We start from the raw sequence: 24048 nt of genomic DNA on the forward strand, positions 1-24048 counted from the left end.
GTCATGTTCAAAACGGAATATATTTAAACAGGTGCCCCAGCCGCGGAAGCAGGGGATTCACTCTCATATAAATCCATAGAAAAGCACTTCCTGCAATCAGCAGGCTGAAGGCCCATTTTGTTAGATTGTTAGCGGAACGAAAATTCTTCCATTCATATGCGTATATGGCAATGCACACAATCAATGTCTGTACGATATAGCTGATCATGCTGACGCACCTCCATTAATGGCTGATCGTTTTGTATAGGACACCGCCCTGCTCAATGGTCACAATTGGGACGACGTGAACCTCCATATCCTTATATACCTCTTCCCATTCCTTTTTCAGCAGATTCTTCGTGGTTGCCGTGCTTCTAATAGTCCGGTATTGAAAGCCGGCCGGGTCCGCCTTTAGCTTTTGCAAACGATGAACGGTGCTGGTCACGTCCTTCTTTATGGTTCTGTTTAGTGCTTTTTGAATGATGTAATACTGGTCATTTTCTCTCGTCTCATAGGTTGATTGGTTTTCCATAATAATTCCTTTAGCTCTGATCTCGATTGTCATTGACAGCTTTCCGTTTTTTTCAGCGGCATGAAAGGATGCATTGGACTTTTGAAGCTGAATGGATGCTTGCCCCATTTGATTCGGCAGGTCTACTATGAATTCTGGCTGGCGGGCTTGATTCAGCAACATCAGGGCTGCTGTCATGTGTTCATCTTTGAAAATATCCATCAATCTGTCCTTTTTAAAGATCGCAAGCCCGTCAATTTTCAAATTAGATTTGCCTTTCCCTCCAGGTTTTGTTTTAGATGCAGAGATGACCGGTGCATACGGATCACTGCCTATTTCTACTAGATCAGACATGAATCTGCTTAAAAAAACGGGGCGGCTCGTTGCGATAATGGCCAGCTCCCGAATCATTTCCGCCGGAAACTGTTCAAGCTGGACATCGGTGTTTAAAATGTCCCGCGCTTCTCCCCGGCTGACTAAAATGAGCGCCGTTAATCTGTTCTGCGGATTTCGCGTTAAAATATCAAAGACTGGGGCAACGCCGTCTCTCGCCATATCCTCTCCAATAATGACTGTACGTCTGTGGGACGTATTGATTGTCCGTGACAAGGAGGTTTGCAGCTTGTTGTTCGCTTCTCTGATCGTAGTGCCGGAAGCTGAATCAACATACCATGTTTTTGAACCGGCAGTTCCGCCGCCGCCCCCTGTTTGTCCGCCTAATTGGCCGACCAAGGGAATCTGCAAGGCTACTCGATATTGATCTTTTTTCTTATCAATGGCTGAGCTGACAACAAATGCAATGTCATTGATTTCTGTCCGGTCCCAGCACCCCGTTAGAAGGATACAAATGAGAAGCGGCACAACACACTTATATATTGTTTTCTTCATCTTTTGGGTCCTCTCTTTTCGCTCCCTTCTGTCCGTTGCCGCGCGAATACGTGCCCGGCCTTCTGGTCATCGTCCACCAAGGCGCCCTGACAAAAATATCTTTTACTTCATCTCGTTTAAACGGAGAAATGCCGGATAAATAAGGAATACCGAAAGATTGCAGCTTGCATAAATGGAGCACTAAGATAATCGTGCCGAGCATAATGCCGAAAATCCCGAAAATACTCGCCAAAAACATAAGCGGGAAACGAAGCATCCTGATGGAGATAGCTAAGTTAAATCGCGGAATTGTAAATGACGCGATCCCTGTTAACGATACGATGATCACCATGGGGGCAGACACAATTCCCGCTTCAACAGCGGCTGTCCCAATGACAAGGGCCCCGAGAATACTGACGGTCTGGCCGATGGTTTTCGGCAGGCGCACTCCCGCCTCACGGAGAGCCTCAAAAGAAATTTCCATAATCAATGCTTCTATGATGGCGGGGAAAGGAATCGGTTCACGCGCGGAGGCCACACTGAACATTAAGTTTGTCGGCATTAAGTCCTGATGGTATGTAATAACGGCAACATAAATAGCCGGCAAATATAAAGCAACGAATAAAAACATATAGCGAAGCCAGCGGATTAAGTTAGACATCAAATAACGCTCATAGTAATCTTCACTGGCCTGCATAAGCTGCCAAAACGTAATCGGGCCTGTTAAGACAAAGGGCGTATTATCTGTGAAAATGGCAAATCGGCCTTCGAGAAGCTGGGCGGCGACGGTGTCCGGCCTTTCTGTGTATTGCAGCTGGGGGAATGGTGAGTACGTGTCGTCTTCGATAAACTCTTCAATATATCCGCTTTCTAAGACAGCATCAATCTTTATCTTTTTGATTCTTTTTTTTACTTTGTCAATGACCTTTGGATCGGCAAGCCCGTCAATATAGGCCAAGACAACATCGGTTTTGGTTTTGGTACCAATTTTAAACGAGATCATTTTAAGCTGAAACGTTTTGACGCGAAAGCGCACAAGAGCGGTATTGACCCTGAGGCTTTCAGTGAAGCCCTCTCTTGACCCTCTGATGGTCGATTCTGTTATCGGCTCTTCAATGCTTCTTCTTTGTCCGCCTTTTATATTTAAGATCAGGCCTTTTGAGTGCCTGTCGGCAAATAAAACCGCGTTCCCCTCAATGATGGATGCAGCCACTTTGCTCATACTCGTTTCTATTGCAACACTTGAAATGGATAGAGTATTTTGCAGCGCAGCTTCATGTTCATCTATTTGATCCGTCAAATGCATTAAGAAAGGGCGGAGGGCGTGATCCTGAATATGTTCAGATTTTACAATTCCTTCGACATAAACAATAAATCCGCACAGCCCGTTTCCAAAGTCAAATTGTCTAAATACGATGTCTGAGCAGCCTTCTGTTAATAAGGTCAGATTATCGAGGTTTTCCTTCAAATCAGGAGAGATCGGTCTGTCCTGATTGTCTTCAAGCTCTTTGATGAGCTGAAGCGCTTTGTCGCGTTTATTCATAGAGGCTCACCCTGCTTTTTAATGTCACAATAAGTGCTTGTGACTTTTAGGGTAACCTTGTCTGTTTCATATATTCCAGACTAGGATGAAAGCGCTATAAAAAAGTGTTGACTACCTGTATATACAGGAATACAATATGATTATAAGTTGTATATACAAGTTATAAAAACGGTTACGGAGGGGTTGGCATGGGGGAACTGAACAAATCGGCACGTCAGATTGTCGAAGCAGTCGGCGGTGCTGAAAATATTGCAGCGGCAACTCATTGTGTTACACGTTTGCGTTTTGCTTTAATAGATGAAAGCAAGGTTGACCAAGAGATGCTTGATCAAATTGATGTGGTAAAGGGATCATTCTCGACAAACGGACAGTTTCAGGTCGTAATCGGCCAGGGAACTGTCAATAAAGTATACGCTGAACTGGTTAAGGAAACGGGGATTGGCGAGTCAACAAAGGATGAAGTGAAGAAGGCCTCAGAAAAAAATATGAATCCTTTGCAGCGTGCTGTGAAAACGCTTGCAGATATTTTTATTCCAATATTGCCTGCGATTGTCACGGCGGGTCTTTTAATGGGGATCAATAACATTTTAACGGCGGAAGGCATTTTCTTCAGCACAAAATCGATTGTGCAGGTTTATCCGCAGTGGGCGGATCTTGCTAATATGATTAACCTGATTGCAGGCACGGCCTTTACGTTTTTGCCTGCGTTAATCGGATGGTCTGCCGTCAAGCGGTTCGGCGGCAATCCGCTCCTCGGCATTGTGCTCGGGGTTATGCTCGTGCATCCTGATTTGCTGAATGCGTGGGGATATGGCGCTGCAGAACAAAGCGGAGAGATCCCGGTATGGAATCTATTCGGCCTAGAGGTGCAGAAAGTCGGCTATCAGGGCCAGGTGCTCCCAATTTTGCTTGCTTCTTATATGCTGGCGAAGATTGAGGTATTTTTAACAAAACGCACACCTGAGGGCATACAGCTGCTCGTTGTCGCACCAATTACGCTTCTCTTAACAGGATTTGCCTCTTTTATCATTATCGGCCCGATTACATTTGCGATCGGTAATGTACTGACTTCAGGGCTTATCTCGGTGTTCGGTTCTTTTGCCGCACTGGGCGGTCTGTTATATGGCGGTTTCTACTCAGCGCTCGTGATTACCGGTATGCACCACACGTTTCTTGCAGTCGACCTGCAGCTCATCGGTTCAAAGCTCGGCGGCACCTTTTTATGGCCGATGCTGGCGCTTTCTAATATCGCACAAGGTTCGGCGGCTCTGGCCATGATGTTTATCGTGAAGGATGAGAAACAAAAAGGCCTCTCCCTCACATCAGGGATTTCTGCTTATCTTGGCATTACAGAGCCTGCCATCTTTGGGGTGAATCTGCGATACAGATTCCCGTTTATCATTGCAATGGTCAGCTCTGGCCTGGCCGGAATGTATATTTCTTCTCAAGGTGTGCTGGCAAGCTCCGTCGGTGTCGGCGGTGTGCCGGGGATTTTCTCAATCATGAGCCAGTACTGGGGCGCGTTTGCAATCGGGATGGCTATTGTATTAATCGTGCCGTTTGCCGGAACATACGCGTATGCGAGATTCAAACATAAATAACAAATGGGGAGCGGGACGTGTTGAACGTTCCCTTTTCCCGTTTTCAATTTAAATATGGTGGTGGAAACAGATGAAAACAGAACAAACGCCATGGTGGAAAAAAGCTGTGGTTTATCAAATTTATCCGAAAAGCTTTAACGATACAACAGGAAACGGTGTCGGCGATCTGAACGGCATTATTGAAAAGCTTGATTACTTAAAAACACTTCAGGTGGATGTGCTTTGGCTGACGCCGATTTATGATTCTCCGCAACATGATAATGGGTACGATATTCGTGATTATTACTCGATTTATCCTGAATACGGAACGATGGAGGATTTTGAGCGGCTAGTGTCCGAAGCACATAAAAGAGACCTGAAAGTCGTCATGGATCTTGTTGTCAATCATACGTCAACAGAGCACAAATGGTTTCGCGAGGCGATCTCTTCAATAGACAGCCCGTACCGTGATTTTTATATATGGAAAGACCCGCAGGAAAACGGTTCTGTTCCGACGAACTGGGAATCGAAATTCGGCGGCTCGGCATGGGAGCTTGACGAAGCATCAGGCCAATACTATTTGCATCTGTTTGATGTGACGCAGGCTGATTTGAATTGGGAAAATGAAGAGGTCAGAAAGCATGTCTATGACATGATGCATTTTTGGTTTGAAAAGGGAATAGACGGCTTTAGGCTTGATGTCATCAACCTGATTTCTAAAGATCAGCGCTTTCCGAATGCGGAGGAAGGCGACGGCCGCTCTTTTTACACTGATGGGCCGCGGGTACACGAATTTCTGCATGAAATGAACGAAAAGGTGTTTTCGCATTACGACAGCATGACGGTCGGTGAGATGTCTTCAACAACCGTAGACCACTGTATCCGGTATACGAATCCTGACAATAAAGAACTTGATATGACATTCAGCTTCCATCATCTCAAGGTTGACTATCCTAACGGCGAAAAATGGGCCTTGGCGCCGTTTGACTTTTTGAAGCTGAAGGAGATCCTATCCGACTGGCAAACGGGGATGCACGCAGGAGGGGGATGGAACGCTCTGTTCTGGTGCAATCATGATCAGCCGCGCGTTGTATCAAGATATGGAGATGATGGCGCATATAGGGTGAAATCGGCGAAAATGCTTGCTACGGCCATTCATATGATGCAGGGCACGCCTTATATTTATCAGGGCGAGGAGCTGGGGATGACGAATCCGAAGTTCACTGACATAAGCTCCTATCGGGATGTCGAATCGCTGAACATGTATCACGCCTTTAAGGACAAAGGAATGGCTGATCAAGAGATCACAGCCATTTTACAGGCGAAATCCCGTGACAATTCCAGAACCCCCGTTCAGTGGGATGCTACGGAGAATGGCGGTTTTACAACGGGCACACCATGGATACCGGTTGCAGGAAATTACCGGGAAATCAATGCTGAAGCGGCGCTGAGGGATCAGAATTCGGTGTTTTACCATTATCAAAAATTGATTCAGATTCGCAAAATGTATGACATTGTGACAGAGGGTACGTATGAGATAATCGCAAAGGATGACCCGAACATTTTTGCGTATCTCAGACACGGCAGCAATGAAAAGCTGCTCGTGATCAATAATTTTTACGGGACAGAGGCGGCCTTTACACTGCCGGACTCTTTAGCGCCTGACGAATGGAAGGCAGAGGTGCTGTTGACGAACGATGAAGAAAGGGAAGGGCTTCAGAACATGACGCTTCGCCCGTATGAGTCCATTGTTTATCGTTTAACGAAACCGTGTTAAACTAAGCTGGGTGGTCCATAATGAAGGTGAATAAATTCATCACAATTTATAAAGACATCGCACAGCAAATTGAAGGCGGCCGATGGAAAGCGGAGGAGATTCTTCCGTCTGAACATGAGTTGACCGCACAGTACGGTACATCAAGAGAAACGGTCCGAAAGGCGCTTCATATGCTCGCGCAAAACGGTTATATCCAGAAAATCAGGGGAAAAGGATCCGTCGTGCTCAATCGTGAAAAAATGCAGTTTCCCGTTTCGGGCCTTGTCAGCTTCAAGGAGCTCGCGCAAACGCTTGGCAAAGAAACGAAAACAACTGTACACAAATTCGGGCTGGAGCCTCCGTCAGAGCTGATCCAAAAACAGCTCCGGGCCAATCTGGATGACGACATTTGGGAAGTCATCAGGTCTAGAAAGATTGACGGGGAACATGTGATTTTGGACAAGGATTACTTTTTCAGAAAGCATGTCCCTCACTTGACGAAAGAAATTTGTGAAAACTCCATATATGAATATATAGAAGGAGAGCTCGGTCTTTCGATCAGTTACGCCCAAAAAGAAATTGTCGCCGAGCCGTGTACGGACGAGGACAGAGAGCTGCTCGATTTACGCGGCTATGACCATATGGTCGTGGTGAGAAACTACGTCTTTTTGGAGGATACCAGTTTGTTTCAATATACGGAAAGCAGACACCGTCTCGACAAATTCCGATTTGTTGATTTTGCGCGGCGGGGGAAATGAGAGAGGCGCCTGCCTGCGGCAGCGCGCTTTTTTGTTTGGTATCAAAATTGATACTATCCAACAAAAATGTGCGTACTTTTACTTTTTATCATAATGGCTACAATAGAGATGAGAGTAACCTAAAGGAGAGGTGTTTTACATGGCAGATCTAAAGAAACAAATTCTGGATGCATACAATTTCAGGCATGCGACTAAGGAATTTGACCCGAATAAAAAAGTGTCAGACAGCGATTTTGAATTTATTTTAGAAACAGGAAGACTGTCTCCGAGCTCACTCGGCCTTGAGCCTTGGAAATTTGTCGTCGTCCAAAATCCGGATTTCCGCGAGAAGCTTCGTGAATACACATGGGGCGCGCAAAAGCAGCTGCCGACCGCAAGCCATTTCGTCCTGATTCTTGCGCGTACAGCGAAGGATATCAAATATAATGCGGACTACATCAAACGTCATTTAAAAGAAGTAAAACAAATGCCTCAAGACGTATACGAAGGCTATTTAAGCAAAACAGAAGAATTCCAGAAAAACGATTTGCATTTGCTTGAAAGTGACAGAACATTGTTTGACTGGGCATCAAAACAAACCTATATCGCGCTTGGCAACATGATGACTGCCGCTGCGCAAATCGGTGTTGATTCCTGCCCGATCGAAGGCTTCCAGTACGATCACATTCACCGTATTCTTGAAGAAGAAGGCCTTCTGGAAAACGGAAGCTTTGATATTTCTGTGATGGTGGCATTTGGCTACCGAGTGAGAGACCCTCGTCCGAAAACAAGATCTGCTGTTGAAGATGTTGTGAAGTGGGTTTAAATAAAGAAAGCTGCTCGCTAAGCGAGCAGCTCTTTTTTATGCCTGATTCGCTCTATTCTGTTTTCTCCTCTGATGTAAGTACATTGCGGTGCCGAGTGCGCTGATCAGAAATCCGGCCAACAGGATCGAGTACATGGATGTGGCTGTGTCCGGAAGCAGGCCGCCAGCCGGACCGTCTGTTCCTGATCCGCCCGAACCGTTTCCTCCAGAGCCGTTAGTCGGTTGAGTGCCGGGAGGCGTATCATTTCCTCCGTTTCCGTCAGTTGGCTGTTTTCCGCCTGGTTTGTCGGGGCCGCCGCCATGATTGCCGTCATCACCGCCTGTCGGTTGATCTGACGGGAATGCAGGCGGTTTGTTGTTCTCTCCGGAATTTAAGATCGTGTATTCGCTGAAGTGGTTTGTATATCCTGTCACCATATCATCGTCAACTGATCCGTGATCTGTCTTTATGAAAGCTTTCTTTTTCCTGTCGACATGATAAATGGCAGGGTTATGGGCTTCTTCAATATCAAACATGCGAAGCGAAAGCTGAACGGGCTCCTTGAATGATTTTATTTCTTTTCCTTTTTGCTTCACTGTAAAGTCATATACATCTGCCAGTGACACATCCAATTCTCCCGTCGACTTGATTCCGATTGCAGTGTCTGCTGATTTAAGGTTCGCCATTGGCATCTTCATGCTGTACCAGTAGTTGAACACTGTCAATGAAGGATCTGATTCTCTTTCTTTCAAAAGTTTGACCTGATCTTTTTTCATTTTAAGATTGATAGGCTTCTCTTGAGATCCTTCATGTGTTCCATAATAGACAAACGGCGTGTTGGCATTTTTAGCGTAAATCGCAAATTTGTCTTCATCAAGTGTCCAGCTGCCGTCCTCCTGCTTTGTCGGCAGGAATACTTCTTTGATCCGTCCTTCAAGCTTAGGAGAGACCTTGTTTCCTAGTTTTTTCAGCTGTTCGGTGAAAATCTCATAATCAACGTAGCCAAGGTCTTCACCATGGGAGGCTTCTGTAAAGACAGAATATCCGTCTCCTCCGGCACCGACAAAATTATTTGTTGCCACGCGGTAGGTATCATCCGTATTTATAGCAACTTTGTCTCCGTTAGGCGATTCAATTTTCACTTCTAACACACGGTGTCCAGGTTTGTTGTTTAATGTAAAGGTATATTCGATTCCGGCCACCTGAGGGAAAGCGCCGCCTCCATTTTCCACATTGCTTAGGCCTTGTTCAAGGGCTTCTTTAATTTGTTTTCCGGTTAAATCGGCCACGTAAAGCGTATTGCCGAACGGCATCACGTTGAGCACATCGCCGAGTGTGATATCCCCTTTGTCAATGCCGGCTCTGATGCCGCCGCCATTTGTTATCGCTATTCTGGCGCCGGCTGCTTCTTTCGCTTTTGCCAGCATACCGTCCGCAATGAAGTTTCCGAGATTTGTTTCCTTCGTGCGCACATGCTCACGCTGGCCGTCAAGCGCCACATCCGTATAGCCGACTTTTTCATTTTTCACGTCTTCTAATTCACTTTTGAACTGATCAAGCTCTTGTTTTGCTTCTGCGTTTTCTTCTGTATGCTCATCAATTGGCAGCACGCTCAGATTTGATTTGTCTGTTTGCACAACGCCATTTTCATCAAACGCGACATCAACGCGCCCCAAGAATTGGCCGTATTCTTTTGCCTGCGCCACGATCGTCGGTTCTTCGTTGTTTACGACCTCCATTTTGTCAACGAGGGTGTGAGTGTGTCCGCCGATGATCAAGTCAATGCCTTTTACTTTTTTGGCTAGCTCAAGATCACGGTTATGACCGATATGGGTTAAAGCAATAATTTTATTTACCTGTCCTTCTTCCTGAATCGCTTTGACGGTGTTTTGTGCTGTTTCAAAGGCATCATTGAATACGATGCTTTTGCCCGGGCTTGATGTGGTGGCCGTATCTTCCGTTGTCAGGCCGAATACGGCGACTTTCTCCCCGTCAACGTCTAACAGAATGTAAGGATGGATGCCGGCCTCTTTCTTTTCACCTGCGGTAAAGGTTTGCGGTTTTTTGACAAATGATTTCAGTTTGGGCTCATTTGACACATCTACGTTTGCGCTGACAATCGGAAATTCCGGCGCTTCAAAGTGATAGCGGTTCGCCGGATCAACGGTCGCGCTGTTTCCGCTTAGAAAATCAGAAAGCACTGTCGGGCCTTTGTCAAATTCATGGTTCCCGAAGGTCATGGCGTCATAGCCCATCATGTTCATCATTTTCAGATCGGCCAATCCGTTCCATTTTGTAAAATACAGATCGCCGGAAAACACATCTCCCGCATCAAGGAGAATGTTGTGATTTGTTTCGCTGCGTACTTCGTTGATTTTCGTCATTCGTCTCGCTGCATCATCGAGATGTGCGTGCGTATCATTGGTGTGCATGACGGTCAGATCCCACAGTCCGTCTTTAGGAGGATCTGGATTTGAATCATCATCGAATTGCAGCTTATACACACCATAGCCTTCATTCGCAGACTTGCCTACAAAAGCGACGTCGTCTGCTTTATCGGCAAATGGCTTGGCCAAAAGCGATGATTCAAACGTCAGATTCGTGCCGGAAACAGGCGCGATTGACCAGTTGTTGTCTGCTTTTGGATTGACTGTTTTTTGTTCAATAATGTAATCCATCAGCACCTGCCTGTTTTCAACCGCAGAGCCGTGGACAATTTTATCGCTCGTCAAATGAGGGAAACCGCCGCCTCCGGACGCACGATAGTTATTGGTGACCACGAGAAATTCCTGGCTTGGGTTGATCGGCTTGCCTTCATAGGAAAGGTTGATGATCCGGGATGAATCCGCATTGATCACTTTTCCGTTCTCATTGTATTTAGCCGGTTTTGTCACATCGACCTGATATGTGACACCGTCAATCACGTCAAAATTATAGGAGCGGAAATTCTCGTTCAGCAAGGCCTGATCGCCGCCTTTGGCTGGATCAATTTGATTGAATTGGCCTGCTGACATCTCCAGCCAGTCCTTGACCTCGCTGCCTGTCAGCTTGACGATTTGAACAGTATTATCGTAAAGATACAAGTCACCGACATTTTTAATCGCAAGATCTCCGGCTGGAATGTTTGTATAGTAATTGGCTCCGTTTCTGCCGCCTGCTTTAAACGGCGCTCCAGCGGATAAAATCGGCAGGTTCTTGTACTCGGTATCCTTCATTTCTTTTTCGGCATACCATTTTTGCGCGTCAGTCACGATCTGAATGGAAGGATCATCTTTGACCTGTGCAAAGAAGCTGTTAATATCTGCTTCGGTTTTGCCGACTGGCTTTCGGACATACTCCAGTGTGTTTTGGTGTGTTTGCTGAATGGTGTTTGTAACGGTTTCGTTTCTTGATGTGACGTTGCCGGCAATGGATTCAATACTTCCTTTGGAATCTGCTACCTTCCATGAGCCGTCCGCCTTTTCAAGCTTGAGGTCAATCACGCCTAAATATTTGCCCCAGCTGCTTGGCATGACGACAGGAATGCCGTTAATTGTTCCCTTTTCCACATCGAACTGAGCAACACCCGCATACTCGGCGGAAGGAAAGAGTCCGTGCTGATGGCCCGAGATAATCGCGTCAATGCCTTTCGTTTTGGTGGCAAGGTCAAACACGGCGTTTTCTGCACCTGTTGATTGTGACTGCTTTTCAATGCCGGTGTGGGCGAGGGCAATAATGACATCTGCGCCTTCCGCCTTCATTTTCGGGATCGTTTCATTGGCGGATTCTACGATATCCTGCACCTGCACCTGCCCCTTGAGATTCTTTTTGTCCCATGTCATGATTTGCGGCGGGACAAAGCCTATGTAGCCGACTTTTACTTTTTGCTCATTACCGTTTTCATCAATGAGGGTTTTTTCATTAATCACATACGGCGTATAACGGTTTTCACCGCTAGTTGTTTTGACGTTGGCATTTACAATCGGGAAATCGGCTCCTTTGATTGTGCCGTCGAGAAAGTCGAGCCCGTAGTTGAATTCATGATTGCCAAGCGTTCCGGCGTCGTATTTCAGCGCATTCATGACGCTGATAATCGGATGGGTTTTCGTGCCGGAGATAATGTCGTCTTTTTGATATTTCACCGCGTATTCACCCAGCGGATTCCCTTGAATCAAGTCGCCGTTATCCACAAGCAGGGTGTTAGGGTTTTGCTCGCGGTGCTTTTGGATCAATTGCGCTGTTCTCGCCAGACCGAAATCCGCCGTTTCTTTGTCGCTGTAGTAATCGTAATCCATCATGTTGGCATGAATATCAGTCGTAGCCAAAATATTCAGATGCACCTGAGGAGCCGCGCTTTCTTCTGCATGAATGGGTGGTGTTGGGAGGATTAGGCTAAGTATCATAATTGGGGGCAAAAGAATACGGAGAATGTTTTCGACGTGTGTTCGTCTTTTCTGTATTCTCACCAGTTCTCCACCTTTCAACGAAATTTGTATTACAGCTCCTATTGTAAGAATATTTTGTAACTATTTGTAGGTGTTTCTTTATGATTATTGTAAAAGGGAGAAAAATGAGTATTATGTAGCAGTATCAAACGACAAATACTGGGTACTTATGCTTATCGTTTGTCACAATCGCGGAATGTTTATTTTAGTGTGGCTGGGGTAGAGTGTTTTATGTAGACATATAAAGCGGGAGGTTATGAATCATGGGGAAAAAAATTGCAGTTGTTTTGACAGATTATTTTGAGGACAGCGAGTACACTGAGCCTGCGAAAGCCTTTAAAGAAGCGGGACATGAACTGACTGTCATTGAAAATGAGAAAGGAAAAACAGTAAAAGGCAAGCAGGGAAATGCTGAAGTGACGGTTGACGCGTCCATTGACGACGTAAACCCTTCAGACTTTGATGCGCTTTTGATTCCCGGAGGATTTTCACCAGACCAGCTTCGCGCTGACGATCGTTTCGTCCAATTTGCAAAAGCGTTTATGACTGACAAAAAGCCGGTATTCGCTATTTGCCATGGCCCGCAGCTTTTAATCAATGCGAAAGCGCTCGACGGCCGAAAAGCGACAGGCTATACGTCCATTCGTGTTGACATGGAAAACGCCGGTGCCGACGTTGTGGACAAGGAAGTGGTTGTTTGCCAAGATCAATTGGTCACTAGCCGCACACCGGACGATATACCGGCATTTAACCGCGAGTCATTGGCATTGCTTGAGAAATAAGAAAAAACGGACGCTCTTGGGCGTCCGTTTTTTTGTTGCTTAGGCTTGAGCACCTGTCAGTTTCTTGTACCTGTAATACAAGAAAGCAGCTGCAGCCGTTCCGATGACCGCAATGCCGAAGTCGAATATGAAAATATGGGCGATGCCCCCCGCTTTTGCGATAAGCCCTGTTGCAATCGGCAGCAGAATCGATGCAAGGCTTGAAGCGGTCGCTACAATTCCGGTAACGGTTCCTTTTCGCTTCCAGAAAAGCTCTGTCATTAACGTAATGGTAATTTGAAACACACCCGCAGTTGAAAAGCCTAAGAAAAAGGCAGTGATGTCCAGCACAACTGGGATATGAACGGTCAGCATGACTGCGAGCGTACATAAAGTAATAATAGGATATAAGAGCGTTATGAAGACAGGTTTGACCCATCTGTTCAGCAAAACGGCTAATAATAAAACAGATGCCAGAGATCCTATACTATAATAGCTCAGCAATTGTACGGATGCTGATTCAGCTAAACCGGCTGCCTTTTGCGCGTAGCTCGGGAGCCAGATTTGAGAAACCGTAAATAAAGCCGTGGATGTAAAACCGATGATAATCAGTGCGGTGCCTTCTTTCTGAAAAACGGGTTCAGACAAGAAAACGGGAGATTCCTGTTGGCCGCTATTCGTTGGTTTCTTATGTTTTTTAGGAAACGAAAGCGTTGATAAATAAATAATATTCAGGAGATAGACCGCTGCCGGCAGATAAAAAGCAAATCCGTAAAACATGCTGTGGTCTGCTAAAAATGTGATCAAAAGCGGCAAAAGTGCGGCCCCGACAGACATAAAGGCTTTGACCAAGACATTCGCCGAACCGGAAGCAGACGGAAAGAGCTCGGTTAGGGCCGGATATGTTCCGGCATCCATCGCTGAATTTGCGACTCCGGCTAATAAGGCGAACACAAACGCCAGCTCATAGCTTGGTGATAAAGGAATACCGACTAAAAAGACGGCCATAATTCCCGCAGAAGCGACAACAAGCGGCTTTCTGCCGATTTTATCTGATAGAACTCCGGAAATGCCGTATGTCAGCAGTTTGCCAAACCCGATAGCGGCAATGACATAACTGATGCCGGTCGGATCGGTATTCCACTGTTTTGTTAATGAGGACATATTGGATGCGAGAATGATGTTGACCATCCCCAGAAAGAAGTAGTTGATATACATTCCGGATGCTGTTTTAATAGATGTCGTTTGCATGCTTGTACTCCTTCAAATCTTATTCGAACACTTTACTGTTTACTGTTCTAAGGAAAATTGGTTTGGGGAAATGATAAAAAAGACTCGCCGAGTTTCCGGCCAGTCTCCATTATTTACGAAGCGAGGCTAATTCTTGAGCAATCGCCTGCATTTCACTTGGGCTGAATGATTCTTTTTTCATCACCATGCTGTGAAGGTACGTGAGGTCTTCAATCTTCTCATCACTGAAATCCTCCGCTTTGATTACGCCGACGTTCAGCATGTTCAGCTTTTGGGAAATTTCTTCAATCATTTGAGTTAATGTTTCTGTATTTGGGCTGGACAAATGGTTCCATCCTTTCTATGCGCAATATAGGTATGTTTTATTCTAACAGAATTCCATCAGAAAAAAACCCTATTCTAAAAGGAGGCTTTTAATTCCAAAAAAGTGAAGACATCAGTTGAAAAGGAAATGAACATCCTACTAAGATATTCATGAAGGTTTCTTTTTAGAGAAATAGGGGCAAAGAATAGGGAGGTTGGACAACATGATAAGCGTGTTATTTGTTTGTTTAGGAAACATTTGCCGATCTCCGATGGCGGAAGCGATTTTTCGTGACCTGACAGCCAAAAAAGGATTAGAGGGGAAAATTAAGGCGGACTCAGCGGGAATCGGCGGCTGGCACGTCGGCAATCCGCCGCATGAGGGAACGCAGGAGATATTGCGCAGAGAAGGAATCAGCTTTGATGGCATGCTGGCGCGTCAAGTCAGCGAACAGGATCTGGACGATTTTGATTACATCATTGCAATGGATGCAGAAAATATCGGAAGTCTCAGAAGCATGGCGGGATTTAAAAACACCTCGCATATCAAAAGGCTTTTGGACTATGTAGAAGATTCAGATCTTGCCGACGTTCCCGATCCTTACTACACAGGGAATTTTGAAGAAGTCTGCCAATTAATCAAATCGGGCTGTGAACATCTGCTTGCGTCTATTCAAAAAGAAAAACAATTGTGAGTGAAAGGAGAATTTGCATGAACAACGAACGTTTAATGCTGAAAGGGATATTTCTCGGAGCTGCGGCAGGCGCGGCATTATCACTGCTCCATAAACCGACAAGACAGGCGTGCGGCATGAGATGGCTGACATGCAAGCATAAACTTTCACTGTACAAAAGCAACCCAGAGCTGTTAAAAAACACTGTCATCACAAAAGTGGATGAGGCCAAGAAGCTCGCCCAAACGCTTTCAAAGGAAGTCGACTTTGTGAATCAGCAGGTGAAAGAGCTGAAGAAAACAACACCGCAAGTGATGGAACTTGTGCAAGAAACGAAAGAGCATTTTTCAAAAAAATGATCAAACATGCGAGGTGAGACGACATGAGTTTTTTGAAAGAGCTTTTCAGCAGATACACCCTTCATGAAGGACAAAGTAAATCAGCGGAGCTGGCGTATTTTTTTCTATTGTCACTGTTTCCGTTTTTGATTTTTATGCTGACGCTCACCGCGTATCTTCCGCTTTCTACCGATGATGTTTTAGGAGTCATAGAACAATATGCTCCCGCCAGTGCGATGTCACTCGTTGAATCCATTACCCATCAAACCTTAAATAATCGAAATGGCGGTTTGCTGTCATTCGGGATTATCGCCGCATTATGGTCTGCGTCTAATGGTATGAACGCGATCGTCCGGTCGCTAAACCACGCGTATGATGTGGAAGAAAACCGCTCTTTTATCATTGTTCGTCTTACCTCGATTTTTTTGACGATTGCCATGGTATTTACGATTTTAGTGGCTTTGCTTCTGCCGGTATTTGGCCGGGAGATTGGAAGGCTCGCTTCTGACTTTGTCGGCGCGTCGGATCTGTTTTTATCCGTCTGGGCCGCCATTCGCTGGGGTGTCAGCCCGCTTGTGCTGTTGATTGTTTTTTCCGCGCTGTATGTGATTGCGCCGAACAAAAAGCTGTCTCTCCGGTTTGTCATGCCGGGTGCGGTCTTTGCGACCATCGGCTGGATCATTGTCAGCACATTGTTTTCATTTTACGTCAGCACGTTTGCGAACTATAGCGCCACTTACGGGAGCATCGGGGGAATCATCGTTCTGATGATTTGGTTTTACTTGAGCGGCATTTTAATTATCCTAGGCGGAGAAATCAACGCTCTTTTACATAAACGTAAAAAGCTTCCTGATGAAAATCCCTACCATTAGCGCACCCTATAAACGAACTTCGGTTCAAAAAGAAGTCGGGGGGATATCGTGATGACCAAGCATACGAAAAAAGGCGGAAGCCATAACAAACAAAATTCGAAAAGCAAATCGAGCCATAAAACAAGCGGAAGCGCCAACGGACAAAACGGCTACCATTAGCATAAAAGCCTCCTGACATGATGTCAGGAGGCTTTTTGATTAAGAAGATGAAGAATAGGTTTCAGCCGGTGACCAGCTTTTCGGTTTTCCCAGCACAAGGGCCAGCCACACAGCGCTAAGCGTGAGAGTAATGAAGTAGAACAAGTTTGCGCTTTCAAATGTCTGCATATACCAGCCGCCGGCAACCGGGCCGAGGATGCTGCCGAGACTGAATGTAATGCCGCAAAGCAGGTTTCCTGCCGGCAGGAGATGAGGCGGAAGAAGATCTGTCATATAGCTGATGCCAAGTGTAAAGGTTGATCCGACTGCCATTCCTGCAATAAAAAAGCAGCCGCCGATCACGTAGGGCGAAGGAAATACACCGGCGATGAAAAAGCAAAGAGCCCCAGTCAGTAAAATCACCAGCAGCACATTCCGCCTGCCGTATCTATCGCTGAGGATGCCGAGCGGAAACTGAAAGATAATGCTTCCAATCGCAAATGCGGGAAGGATGATCGCTACTGCGTCTACTGATATCCCCAAACGGAGCGCGTACACCGGAAAGCTTCCGTTCAGCGCCGTTTCCAGAAAGCCATAGCCAAATGTAGGCATAAAGGCAACCCATCCAAACAGCATGGCCTGATAAAATCGCCTGAAACTATTGTCTGATTTGGTTTCATGAGGACTGGTTTCCGGGTATGCATTTTGTAGAAAGAAAACAAAAAGCCACGCAAACAGACTGATGCAGCCGGATACGATAAAAGGAAGCGACGGACTCAGTTTGACAAGCGGCACCATGAACGGGCCTGCGGCAAAGCCAAGGCCAAAGGAAAGCCCATAAATAGACAGGTTTCTTCCGCGATTTTGTTTTGATGACATGGAGGTCACCCACGTTTGCGTAGAAAAGTGAAGCATGTGGTCGCCGATTCCAATGAACAGGCGAAGCAGGAACCAGACCCAAACTGACTGAAGCCAAATAAATCCGAATAAGCTTAAAATGACAATGCTTCCGCCCATGACGATCAGCGGCTTGAACCCGAGCTTTCTGAGCGGCGCTTCCATAAACGGCGAAGCCAAAAGCACACCGATATACAGCCCGGTCGCGTGCAGGCCGTTGATAGCAGCGGATTCTCCATTTGTTTCAAAAATGATTGAAATGACAGGCAGCAGCATGCCTTGTGAAAACCCGGAAATGGATACGAGCAAGACAAGGATAAAGAAATGAAATCGTGACATCGTGTCAGTTCTCCTTATGTAGAATCTATGTTGATCGTACAATGTTTTCCAAAAGCAGGCAACCTGAAAAAAGCCTATATCAAGCTAAACATTTGCCCTCGTGTAATCATGAAGGTTTTTGTGAAGAATAAAAATAAAACAAGTCATAAAAAAGGAGCTATTTCACCATGAATCGTATCTTTTTTATTTTAGTGGCGGCCGGTGTTCCGCTTTCTGTGATTGGCAGTTTGATGCATTGGCCTTCCGCGGTTCTATTTGCCGTTTATTGCGTGACGATTATCGCGCTTGCAAGCTATATGGGGAGGGCGACAGAATCACTGTCCATCATTGCAGGACCGCGTATCGGCGGATTGTTGAATGCAACCTTCGGGAATGCGGTGGAGCTGATTATTTCCCTTTTTGCATTAAAAGAAGGCCTGACAGGAATCGTGCTTGCCTCTTTAACCGGTTCAGTGCTGGGAAACCTGTTGCTGGTAGCGGGCCTATCGTTTTTTGTCGGCGGTTTAAAATATAAGCGGCAGGAATTTAATATCCATGATGCCCGCCATAACTCCGGGCTTCTGATTTTTGCCATCATTGTCGCCTTTGTGATTCCGGAGGTATTCTCTGTTGGTATGGGAAACGCCAGCAAGCTCAATTTAAGCATCGGCATCAGCATCATTATGATTCTGTTGTATGTGGCGGCGCTGTACTTTAAACTTGTCACGCATCGGGGCGTTTATCAGCCGAATAATGCCGCTCAGACTGAAGAAGAGGAAGAGCCGGAATGGTCAGGGAAGGTTGCGACGATTGTCTTGTTTGCGGCAACGATTGTGGTTGCATACATATCCGAAAACCTGGTCCATACCTTTCACTCGGTGGCTGAACAGTTCGGGTGGAGCGAGCTGTTTATCGGGGTCATCATCGTGGCGATTGTAGGAAATGCGGCGGAGCACGCGTCAGCGATTATTATGGCCTTCAAAAATAAAATGGACATTGCGGTTGAAATTGCAGTCGGCTCTACGCTGCAGATCGCTATGTTTGTCGCACCGGTTCTCGTCATCTGTTCTATCTTTTTTCCGACAAGCATGCCGCTTGTATTTACATTGCCTGAGCTCGTCGCGATGGTATCAGCGGTTCTCTTGATGATCGCGATTTCGAATGACGGGGATTCCAACTGGTTTGAAGGGGCGACACTGCTTGCTGCATATGTCATTATGGCGATCGGCTTTTTCCTTCTTTAACCTGAAAAAATGATGGATAACAACAAAGCGGGATGAAAAGACTAAGGGAAAATGCCATAGAAAGAGTGATATGATGAAAAAGCTATTTCATTCCACACTTATCGTGTTGTTATTCTTTAGTTTTTTCGGCGTTCAGCCCATCCACGCGAAAAAGCAGTTTAAGGTTCCTAATTCTGTCGCAAGCATTTCAAAGGAAAACACGTATCCGAATGCTTCACAGGATCAGCCAATGCTTCAGCCGAGCAAGCTGGCAAAGGAATTGCTCGATCATTCTGAGGTGAAGATTGAAAATCCGCATCTCATCAAAATGCTGAATGAATCCAACATATCCGGCACACCGCTTGCAGTAGGGTACCGGGCGACAATATTTCTCGGGAAATGGGCGCTCGGCTATGAATCAAATGAAACAGTCGCAAACTGGGAATATAAAAAAATCAATACAAACCGTGCGGATAACCGCGGCGGGAAAGAAACGGCTGAAATGCATTATGCCCAGGAACAGCAGTACAGAGTGAAGGGCGGCCTGACAGCTAAAGTTCCAAATGCGGAAGATGTCAAAAGCATGATGATGCAAAAAGCAATGAAGAAAACGAACCTTCCGCTTGCATTTGAGACGGTCATTGGGGCTGGCACAAAACGGGATCAGATTTATAAAGTTGCTCCTAAAAAAATCGGTTATTTACATGCATATGCACCGGCTGTGAATGAAAAAGGAAAAGTGACTTACGGAGAAGTGTACTTAGTGCTGAAAGGAAATAAACGAAAACTCGTCGTGAAAAATGTCACGTCACAGGGCATCGGCGCGTGGATTCCGGTTCAAGATCATGTCACATTTGGCTTTCAGCTTTCCTCACTGCCAAGATAAATAAAAAACTGATTCCAACTCGGAATCAGTTTTTTTGTTTATTGGGTTCTCTCGATTCGGACCGCTTCCTCAAGCATTTGCACATTGTTTTGGTAGAGCTGGCGAACGAGAACCCGCCTGACTGCAAGGCTGGCACTGAAATAATCATCATCTTTCACCATGCCTTTAACCGTAAATTCGACACCGCGATTGATTTTATTCAATGCGGTGATGCCGTGGATTTGAAACGGTTCTGTCGGATTGCCGAATTCATCCCGCTTCAATGAATCACGAAGCTCTTCATTCAGCATGTCACATGCCTCTTCCAACACGCTGTACACGCGGTCCGGATCTTCTTTAAAGCTGATAAGAAAGGATTCGGTAATCCGCATAAAATCAATATTATAGTTCTCTATTTGTCTGACCTCGCCGTTGCTGATGGTGAGCAGCTTCCCGCTCCATTCCCGGATTTGCAGCGAGCGGAGGCCGATTTCCTCCACTGTCCCGTTGAACAAGTTGTTGACGGTGACATAATCGCCTTTGTGCAGCTGGCGTTCATATATTAAGAACACACCAGCCAGCACATCTTTGATCAGCGATTGGGCGCCAAAACCGATCACGATACCTGCTACGCCCGCCCCGGCCAATATCTTGCCGAAATCATGCACAAATAAAGAAATAACGTAAAAGATAAAACCAATTGTCGCCGTATACTGGGTGACAGAACGGACAAGGCTTTCAATCGTTTTTTCCTTTTTTTCTTCAATAAAATCCGTCCGTTTAAAAAATAGCTGTACCAGCCGGTTGATGATAAAGACACCGATCCAAAGGATAACGGCAACGAGGAGAATATCGACGATTTTATTTTGAAAAATCTCCGTAAGTGTTTCTTTCATCCGCATCTAACTCCTGGCTTGACGTTTTGTGAAGTCTGTATCCTGATAATAACTGTTTTTGACAAGAACATTCGGTCCGAGGCACCGGACATTCGGGCAGTGGCAACTTAGTTCTTTCGCAAGCTTGGTCTCTCTCCACTTTTCATAGGCGGAAGGGAGGCTGTCCGTCTGAATGTTGCCAAGCGGCGGGGTATCACCGAAATCGGTCACGATAATGTTTCCGTCGAAAATGTTCACATTCAGGCGGGACCGGCCGTCAGGGTCATTTCGCACTGTGACGTTTTTCGCCGCGCGAAGCCGGCGAAGCAGCTTTTGGTCGTCTTCGTCCGGACTGCAGGCATAAAACGGCAGCGTTCCGAACAGCATCCACGTATTTTCATCACGAATATCCAGCAAGCGGTGAATGGCCTGTCTCATCTCTTTCAGGCTGAGGGATTCAAGAGCGCTTGCGAAATCGCTTGGATACATTGGGTGGACCTCGTGACGCTGACATTTCATATCTTCTGTGATTTGGCGGTGAATATGCTCAATATGCGGAAGTGTTCGTTTGTTCAGCATCGTTTCCGCAGATACCATTACTCCGGCATCCACGAGCGTGCGGCTGTTTTCGATCATTTTTTCAAAATAGCGCGCACGCTGTTCGAAGGTCGGTTTTCTGTCCATCATGGCAAAGCCGATTTCAGCAAAATCTTCAACTGTACCCCAGTTATGAGAAATATGTAGCACATCGAGATACGGAATGATCCATTCGTACCGCTCGATGTCGAGGGTCAGATTTGAATTAATTTGTGTCCGCACACCCCGTTCATGGGCATATTTCAATAAAGGAACAACATATTCTTTTACTGATTTCAACGAAAGCATCGGCTCTCCGCCTGTGATGCTGATGGATCTGAGGCGCGGGATTTCCTCCAGCCGTTTTAACAGAAGATCTATTGGCAGAGCATTCGGGTCTTTAGGCTGCAATGTATAGCCTACAGCACAATGCTCGCATCTCATATTGCACAGTGTCGTCGTTGTGAATTCAACGTTTGTCAGCTGCATGTCTCCGTATTGGTCAACATCCATATAGGCTTCCCAAGGGTCAAACTCGGGCGTAATCGGACGCAGCTTCGTGTTTTGTGTCATGACTATCTAACTCCTTTATAAATGGGCATACTAACGCTGCCAACAGTTAATTTTAGACCTGATTTGCCAAGATCGCAAGTAGCGCGGCGATTGAAAAACGGCAAAAAATGAGCTACCATAATAAAAAATGAATGGAGGAACAGAATGGGGAACGCCGTAAACAATAAAGATCAGCAGATTGATTATTTAAAGAACAGACTTGACATGTTTATGAACGTCATCGATTCATTAGACCCTGAAGCAACCGACGTTGAAGATATAGACAGGCTTATCAGCATGCTTGATGACCTGGAAGCCAAATACGAACGTTTTAAAAAAGATTGGGAATAAAACCGCGCGCCCGCCGCGGTTTTTTTATTGGCATAAAGCAACAGTATAAAACAAAGTCTCTATCTGTAAAATAAGAAAAAATGCAGAAGGAGCGCTGGCCATGAAGTGGATGTGTTCAATATGCTGCGCCGCCGTATTGCTTGCCGGAGGTGCAGCACAGGCGGAAGCGGTGCCGAATGAGCCGATTAATTGGGGTTTTAAACGAAGTGTCAATCATCAGCCGCCAGATGCCGGGAAGCAGCTGAACAGTTTAATTGAAAAATATGACGCGTTTTATTTAGGGAATACAAAGGAAAAAACGATTTACTTAACGTTTGATAACGGATATGAAAATGGCTATACGCCAAAAGTGCTTGATGTCTTAAAAAAACATCGCGTAACAGGAACGTTTTTTGTCACCGGGCATTTCGTAAAGGACCAGCCTCAGCTGATCAAACGAATGTCAGATGAGGGCCATATTATCGGCAACCATTCCTTTCACCATCCGGATTTAACGACAAAAACAGCTGATCAGATTCAGGATGAACTTGATTCAGTCAACGAAGAGGTTTATAAAATTACGGGAAAGCAGGACAATCTGTACTTGCGTCCGCCGCGCGGCGTGTTCAGTGAGTATGTACTGAAAGAAACGAAACGCCTCGGCTATCAAACCGTTTTCTGGTCGGTCGCTTTTGTTGATTGGAAAATCAACAACCAAAAGGGAAAGAAATATGCCTACGATCATATGATCAAACAGGCGCACCCGGGAGCCATTTACCTGCTTCACACCGTATCGAGGGACAATGCTGAAGCGCTGGATGACGCGATTACAGATCTGAAAAAACAGGGCTACACATTTAAAAGCATTGATGATCTGATGTTTGAGAAAGAAATGAGGCTGCCGTCTTTGTAAAAAAGAAAAACCTCTCCTTAAACGGAGAGGCTTTTCTTTATTTTATACATTTAATCAGTGCGGCCCAGTCCAGATCCCCGAAGCCTTTCTCAATCCCGCTTTCAAAATGGCTCTTGGCCAGCTCGGCAAGAGGAAGATTAGCAGAAACCCGTTTTGCGGCGGCGAGTGCCAGGTTGGTATCCTTCAGCCCTAAAGACATTTTGAAGCCGGCCGGCTCAAATTTCTGCTCGGCCATAATGGTTCCGTAATTTTGATAGACTGGAGAACCAAAGAGCGCGCTGGCGATTTCTAAAAATTGTTTTTGTTCTAAGTCGTATTTCTCCATCATTAAAAAGGATTCAGATAACGCCTCCAGCATGGACACAAGCAAGAAATTGATGCTGATTTTGGCTGCATTTGCCGTCTTGCTTTCTTCGCCGACGTCAAATACCTGCTGGCTCAGGCTGTCGAGCAGAGGCTTGGCAGCTTGCTTTGCTTCTGCCGGTCCGGCTGTTATGATACGGAGCGCGGCTTTGGCTGCGGCATCCGGTCTGCCAAGAACAGGAGCGGCGAGAAAAAATTGTCCTTTCTCTGCATGAGCTGCTGCGAGCTTTTCTGAAAACTCAACACTGATTGTGCTCATCGAGATGTGAATGCCGTTCTCTGCTAATCCTTCAAGCAGCCCGTCTTCTCCGAATGTCACGGCGTTGACAGAATCATCATCTGCAAGCATTGTGATGACAATATCAGCGGACTTTGCCGCCAGCCGCGGCGTATCAGCTGCCTGTGCGCCTTCTGTGACAAGGTCTTCCGTCTTTTGTTTCGTCCGGTTATAGACAGTCAATTCGTAGCCTGCTTGAAGAACATTTCGAGCAATGGGCTGTCCCATATTGCCGAGTCCGATGACAGCAATTTTCAATCTGATCACTCCCTGAATATTTTTTCCATTATAAACAATATGAACAGAATATGCATAGCGA

General features: G+C 45.9%; 22 protein-coding genes. 12 read left to right on the top strand and 10 right to left on the bottom strand.

Annotation, left to right across the window (positions count from 1 at the left end):
* Nucleotides 1-7: 7 nt before the first annotated feature.
* The 3 genes from AC0OMU_RS00795 to AC0OMU_RS00805 are packed head-to-tail and all read right to left on the bottom strand — an operon-like array spanning nucleotide 8 to nucleotide 2900.
* Entirely contained in the window at nucleotides 8-208 is a 201-nt protein-coding gene (locus tag AC0OMU_RS00795) for a hypothetical protein (protein ID WP_003233686.1), read from the bottom strand.
* A gap of 15 nt (nucleotides 209-223) precedes the next feature.
* Entirely contained in the window at nucleotides 224-1378 is a 1155-nt protein-coding gene (locus AC0OMU_RS00800) for a Ger(x)C family spore germination protein (RefSeq protein ID WP_474240836.1), read from the bottom strand.
* On the bottom strand, nucleotides 1359-2900 hold the full coding sequence (locus AC0OMU_RS00805) for a spore germination protein (protein ID WP_474240837.1): 1542 nt from the start codon (nucleotides 2898-2900) through the stop codon (nucleotides 1359-1361). The genes AC0OMU_RS00800 and AC0OMU_RS00805 overlap by 20 nt, the downstream gene beginning before the upstream one ends.
* A gap of 188 nt (nucleotides 2901-3088) precedes the next feature.
* On the opposite strand from AC0OMU_RS00805, the gene treP reads away from it, so the two are divergent.
* The 4 genes from treP (at nucleotide 3089) to AC0OMU_RS00825 (ending at nucleotide 7799) form a co-directional block, all read left to right on the top strand.
* Nucleotides 3089-4501 carry a PTS system trehalose-specific EIIBC component gene (gene treP, locus AC0OMU_RS00810; protein WP_003233682.1) on the top strand — a complete coding sequence of 471 codons (1413 nt, stop codon included), beginning with the start codon at nucleotides 3089-3091 and terminating at the stop codon, nucleotides 4499-4501.
* Nucleotides 4502-4571: 70 nt separating this feature from the next.
* Nucleotides 4572-6257, top strand: a complete 1686-nt coding sequence (gene treC / locus AC0OMU_RS00815; RefSeq protein ID WP_367147989.1) for an alpha,alpha-phosphotrehalase — start codon at nucleotides 4572-4574, stop codon at nucleotides 6255-6257.
* 20 nt (nucleotides 6258-6277) lie between these two features.
* The gene (treR, locus tag AC0OMU_RS00820; RefSeq protein WP_003233679.1) at nucleotides 6278-6994 is read left to right on the top strand and encodes a trehalose operon repressor; all 717 of its coding nucleotides are present in this window, start codon (nucleotides 6278-6280) and stop codon (nucleotides 6992-6994) included.
* 139 nt (nucleotides 6995-7133) lie between these two features.
* A complete protein-coding gene (locus AC0OMU_RS00825; RefSeq protein ID WP_029726870.1) occupies nucleotides 7134-7799 on the top strand; it encodes an NAD(P)H-dependent oxidoreductase in 666 nt (221 codons plus the stop codon).
* A gap of 36 nt (nucleotides 7800-7835) precedes the next feature.
* On the opposite strand, the gene AC0OMU_RS00830 is transcribed toward AC0OMU_RS00825, so the two are convergent.
* Nucleotides 7836-12224: a multifunctional 2',3'-cyclic-nucleotide 2'-phosphodiesterase/3'-nucleotidase/5'-nucleotidase gene (locus AC0OMU_RS00830; protein WP_474240838.1), complete on the bottom strand. Its 4389-nt coding sequence runs from the start codon at nucleotides 12222-12224 to the stop codon at nucleotides 7836-7838.
* A gap of 242 nt (nucleotides 12225-12466) precedes the next feature.
* Here AC0OMU_RS00830 and yfkM point away from each other — a divergent pair, with 242 nt between their 5' ends.
* Nucleotides 12467-12985, top strand: coding sequence for a general stress protein 18 (gene yfkM, locus AC0OMU_RS00835; protein WP_047182280.1), 519 nt, complete (start codon nucleotides 12467-12469; stop codon nucleotides 12983-12985).
* 39 nt (nucleotides 12986-13024) lie between these two features.
* On the opposite strand, the gene AC0OMU_RS00840 is transcribed toward yfkM, so the two are convergent.
* Together AC0OMU_RS00840 and AC0OMU_RS00845 are read right to left on the bottom strand one after the other, a co-directional pair.
* Nucleotides 13025-14215, bottom strand: a complete 1191-nt coding sequence (locus AC0OMU_RS00840; RefSeq protein ID WP_003243812.1) for an MFS transporter — start codon at nucleotides 14213-14215, stop codon at nucleotides 13025-13027.
* A 109-nt stretch (nucleotides 14216-14324) separates the two neighbouring features.
* Nucleotides 14325-14540, bottom strand: a complete 216-nt coding sequence (locus AC0OMU_RS00845) for a DUF1128 domain-containing protein (protein WP_010330293.1) — start codon at nucleotides 14538-14540, stop codon at nucleotides 14325-14327.
* A gap of 202 nt (nucleotides 14541-14742) precedes the next feature.
* On the opposite strand from AC0OMU_RS00845, the gene yfkJ reads away from it, so the two are divergent.
* From yfkJ to AC0OMU_RS00860, 3 genes are read left to right on the top strand one after another with little or no spacing between them, the layout of a single operon-like run.
* The gene (yfkJ, locus tag AC0OMU_RS00850) at nucleotides 14743-15213 is read left to right on the top strand and encodes a protein-tyrosine-phosphatase (RefSeq protein ID WP_015482953.1); all 471 of its coding nucleotides are present in this window, start codon (nucleotides 14743-14745) and stop codon (nucleotides 15211-15213) included.
* Nucleotides 15214-15230: 17 nt separating this feature from the next.
* On the top strand, nucleotides 15231-15551 hold the full coding sequence (locus AC0OMU_RS00855) for a hypothetical protein (protein WP_003233665.1): 321 nt from the start codon (nucleotides 15231-15233) through the stop codon (nucleotides 15549-15551).
* 23 nt (nucleotides 15552-15574) lie between these two features.
* On the top strand, nucleotides 15575-16402 hold the full coding sequence (locus AC0OMU_RS00860) for a YihY family inner membrane protein (protein ID WP_003242564.1): 828 nt from the start codon (nucleotides 15575-15577) through the stop codon (nucleotides 16400-16402).
* 198 nt (nucleotides 16403-16600) lie between these two features.
* On the opposite strand, the gene AC0OMU_RS00865 is transcribed toward AC0OMU_RS00860, so the two are convergent.
* A complete protein-coding gene (locus AC0OMU_RS00865) occupies nucleotides 16601-17776 on the bottom strand; it encodes an MFS transporter (protein WP_003233661.1) in 1176 nt (391 codons plus the stop codon).
* 167 nt (nucleotides 17777-17943) lie between these two features.
* Between AC0OMU_RS00865 and cax the strand changes: the two genes are divergently transcribed.
* Together cax and AC0OMU_RS00875 are read left to right on the top strand one after the other, a co-directional pair.
* Nucleotides 17944-18999 carry a calcium/proton exchanger gene (cax, locus tag AC0OMU_RS00870; RefSeq protein ID WP_003242902.1) on the top strand — a complete coding sequence of 352 codons (1056 nt, stop codon included), beginning with the start codon at nucleotides 17944-17946 and terminating at the stop codon, nucleotides 18997-18999.
* A 70-nt stretch (nucleotides 19000-19069) separates the two neighbouring features.
* On the top strand, nucleotides 19070-19864 hold the full coding sequence (locus AC0OMU_RS00875) for a YfkD famly protein (RefSeq protein WP_003233657.1): 795 nt from the start codon (nucleotides 19070-19072) through the stop codon (nucleotides 19862-19864).
* Nucleotides 19865-19902: 38 nt separating this feature from the next.
* Here AC0OMU_RS00875 and mscC read toward each other — a convergent pair whose 3' ends face one another.
* Nucleotides 19903-20745 carry a mechanosensitive ion channel protein MscC gene (gene mscC / locus AC0OMU_RS00880; RefSeq protein WP_010886444.1) on the bottom strand — a complete coding sequence of 281 codons (843 nt, stop codon included), beginning with the start codon at nucleotides 20743-20745 and terminating at the stop codon, nucleotides 19903-19905.
* Nucleotides 20746-21867: a radical SAM/CxCxxxxC motif protein YfkAB gene (gene yfkAB, locus AC0OMU_RS00885; RefSeq protein ID WP_003233655.1), complete on the bottom strand. Its 1122-nt coding sequence runs from the start codon at nucleotides 21865-21867 to the stop codon at nucleotides 20746-20748.
* Between the two features lie 144 nt (nucleotides 21868-22011).
* Between yfkAB and AC0OMU_RS00890 the strand changes: the two genes are divergently transcribed.
* Nucleotides 22012-22197, top strand: coding sequence for an SE1561 family protein (locus tag AC0OMU_RS00890; protein WP_003223132.1), 186 nt, complete (start codon nucleotides 22012-22014; stop codon nucleotides 22195-22197).
* A gap of 100 nt (nucleotides 22198-22297) precedes the next feature.
* Nucleotides 22298-23089 carry a delta-lactam-biosynthetic de-N-acetylase gene (gene pdaA, locus AC0OMU_RS00895; protein ID WP_003244439.1) on the top strand — a complete coding sequence of 264 codons (792 nt, stop codon included), beginning with the start codon at nucleotides 22298-22300 and terminating at the stop codon, nucleotides 23087-23089.
* A gap of 37 nt (nucleotides 23090-23126) precedes the next feature.
* Here the strand turns inward: pdaA and AC0OMU_RS00900 are convergent, their stop codons facing one another.
* On the bottom strand, nucleotides 23127-23987 hold the full coding sequence (locus tag AC0OMU_RS00900) for an NAD(P)-dependent oxidoreductase (RefSeq protein ID WP_474240839.1): 861 nt from the start codon (nucleotides 23985-23987) through the stop codon (nucleotides 23127-23129).
* Nucleotides 23988-24048 lie beyond the last annotated feature (61 nt).

Source organism: Bacillus sp. FAU18 (assembly GCF_056033885.1).

Excerpts from the sequence above, each read along its gene's own strand:
- AC0OMU_RS00795 (WP_003233686.1), bottom strand. The coding sequence starts at position 208 with ATGATCAGCTATATCGTACAGACATTGATTGTGTGCATTGCCATATAC.
- AC0OMU_RS00800 (WP_474240836.1), bottom strand. The coding sequence starts at position 1,378 with ATGAAGAAAACAATATATAAGTGTGTTGTGCCGCTTCTCATTTGTATC.
- AC0OMU_RS00805 (WP_474240837.1), bottom strand. The coding sequence starts at position 2,900 with ATGAATAAACGCGACAAAGCGCTTCAGCTCATCAAAGAGCTTGAAGAC.
- treP (WP_003233682.1), top strand. The coding sequence starts at position 3,089 with ATGGGGGAACTGAACAAATCGGCACGTCAGATTGTCGAAGCAGTCGGC.
- treC (WP_367147989.1), top strand. The coding sequence starts at position 4,572 with ATGAAAACAGAACAAACGCCATGGTGGAAAAAAGCTGTGGTTTATCAA.
- treR (WP_003233679.1), top strand. The coding sequence starts at position 6,278 with ATGAAGGTGAATAAATTCATCACAATTTATAAAGACATCGCACAGCAA.
- AC0OMU_RS00825 (WP_029726870.1), top strand. The coding sequence starts at position 7,134 with ATGGCAGATCTAAAGAAACAAATTCTGGATGCATACAATTTCAGGCAT.
- yfkM (WP_047182280.1), top strand. The coding sequence starts at position 12,467 with ATGGGGAAAAAAATTGCAGTTGTTTTGACAGATTATTTTGAGGACAGC.
- AC0OMU_RS00840 (WP_003243812.1), bottom strand. The coding sequence starts at position 14,215 with ATGCAAACGACATCTATTAAAACAGCATCCGGAATGTATATCAACTAC.
- yfkJ (WP_015482953.1), top strand. The coding sequence starts at position 14,743 with ATGATAAGCGTGTTATTTGTTTGTTTAGGAAACATTTGCCGATCTCCG.
- AC0OMU_RS00855 (WP_003233665.1), top strand. The coding sequence starts at position 15,231 with ATGAACAACGAACGTTTAATGCTGAAAGGGATATTTCTCGGAGCTGCG.
- AC0OMU_RS00860 (WP_003242564.1), top strand. The coding sequence starts at position 15,575 with ATGAGTTTTTTGAAAGAGCTTTTCAGCAGATACACCCTTCATGAAGGA.
- AC0OMU_RS00865 (WP_003233661.1), bottom strand. The coding sequence starts at position 17,776 with ATGTCACGATTTCATTTCTTTATCCTTGTCTTGCTCGTATCCATTTCC.
- cax (WP_003242902.1), top strand. The coding sequence starts at position 17,944 with ATGAATCGTATCTTTTTTATTTTAGTGGCGGCCGGTGTTCCGCTTTCT.
- AC0OMU_RS00875 (WP_003233657.1), top strand. The coding sequence starts at position 19,070 with ATGATGAAAAAGCTATTTCATTCCACACTTATCGTGTTGTTATTCTTT.
- mscC (WP_010886444.1), bottom strand. The coding sequence starts at position 20,745 with ATGCGGATGAAAGAAACACTTACGGAGATTTTTCAAAATAAAATCGTC.
- yfkAB (WP_003233655.1), bottom strand. The coding sequence starts at position 21,867 with ATGACACAAAACACGAAGCTGCGTCCGATTACGCCCGAGTTTGACCCT.
- AC0OMU_RS00890 (WP_003223132.1), top strand. The coding sequence starts at position 22,012 with ATGGGGAACGCCGTAAACAATAAAGATCAGCAGATTGATTATTTAAAG.
- pdaA (WP_003244439.1), top strand. The coding sequence starts at position 22,298 with ATGAAGTGGATGTGTTCAATATGCTGCGCCGCCGTATTGCTTGCCGGA.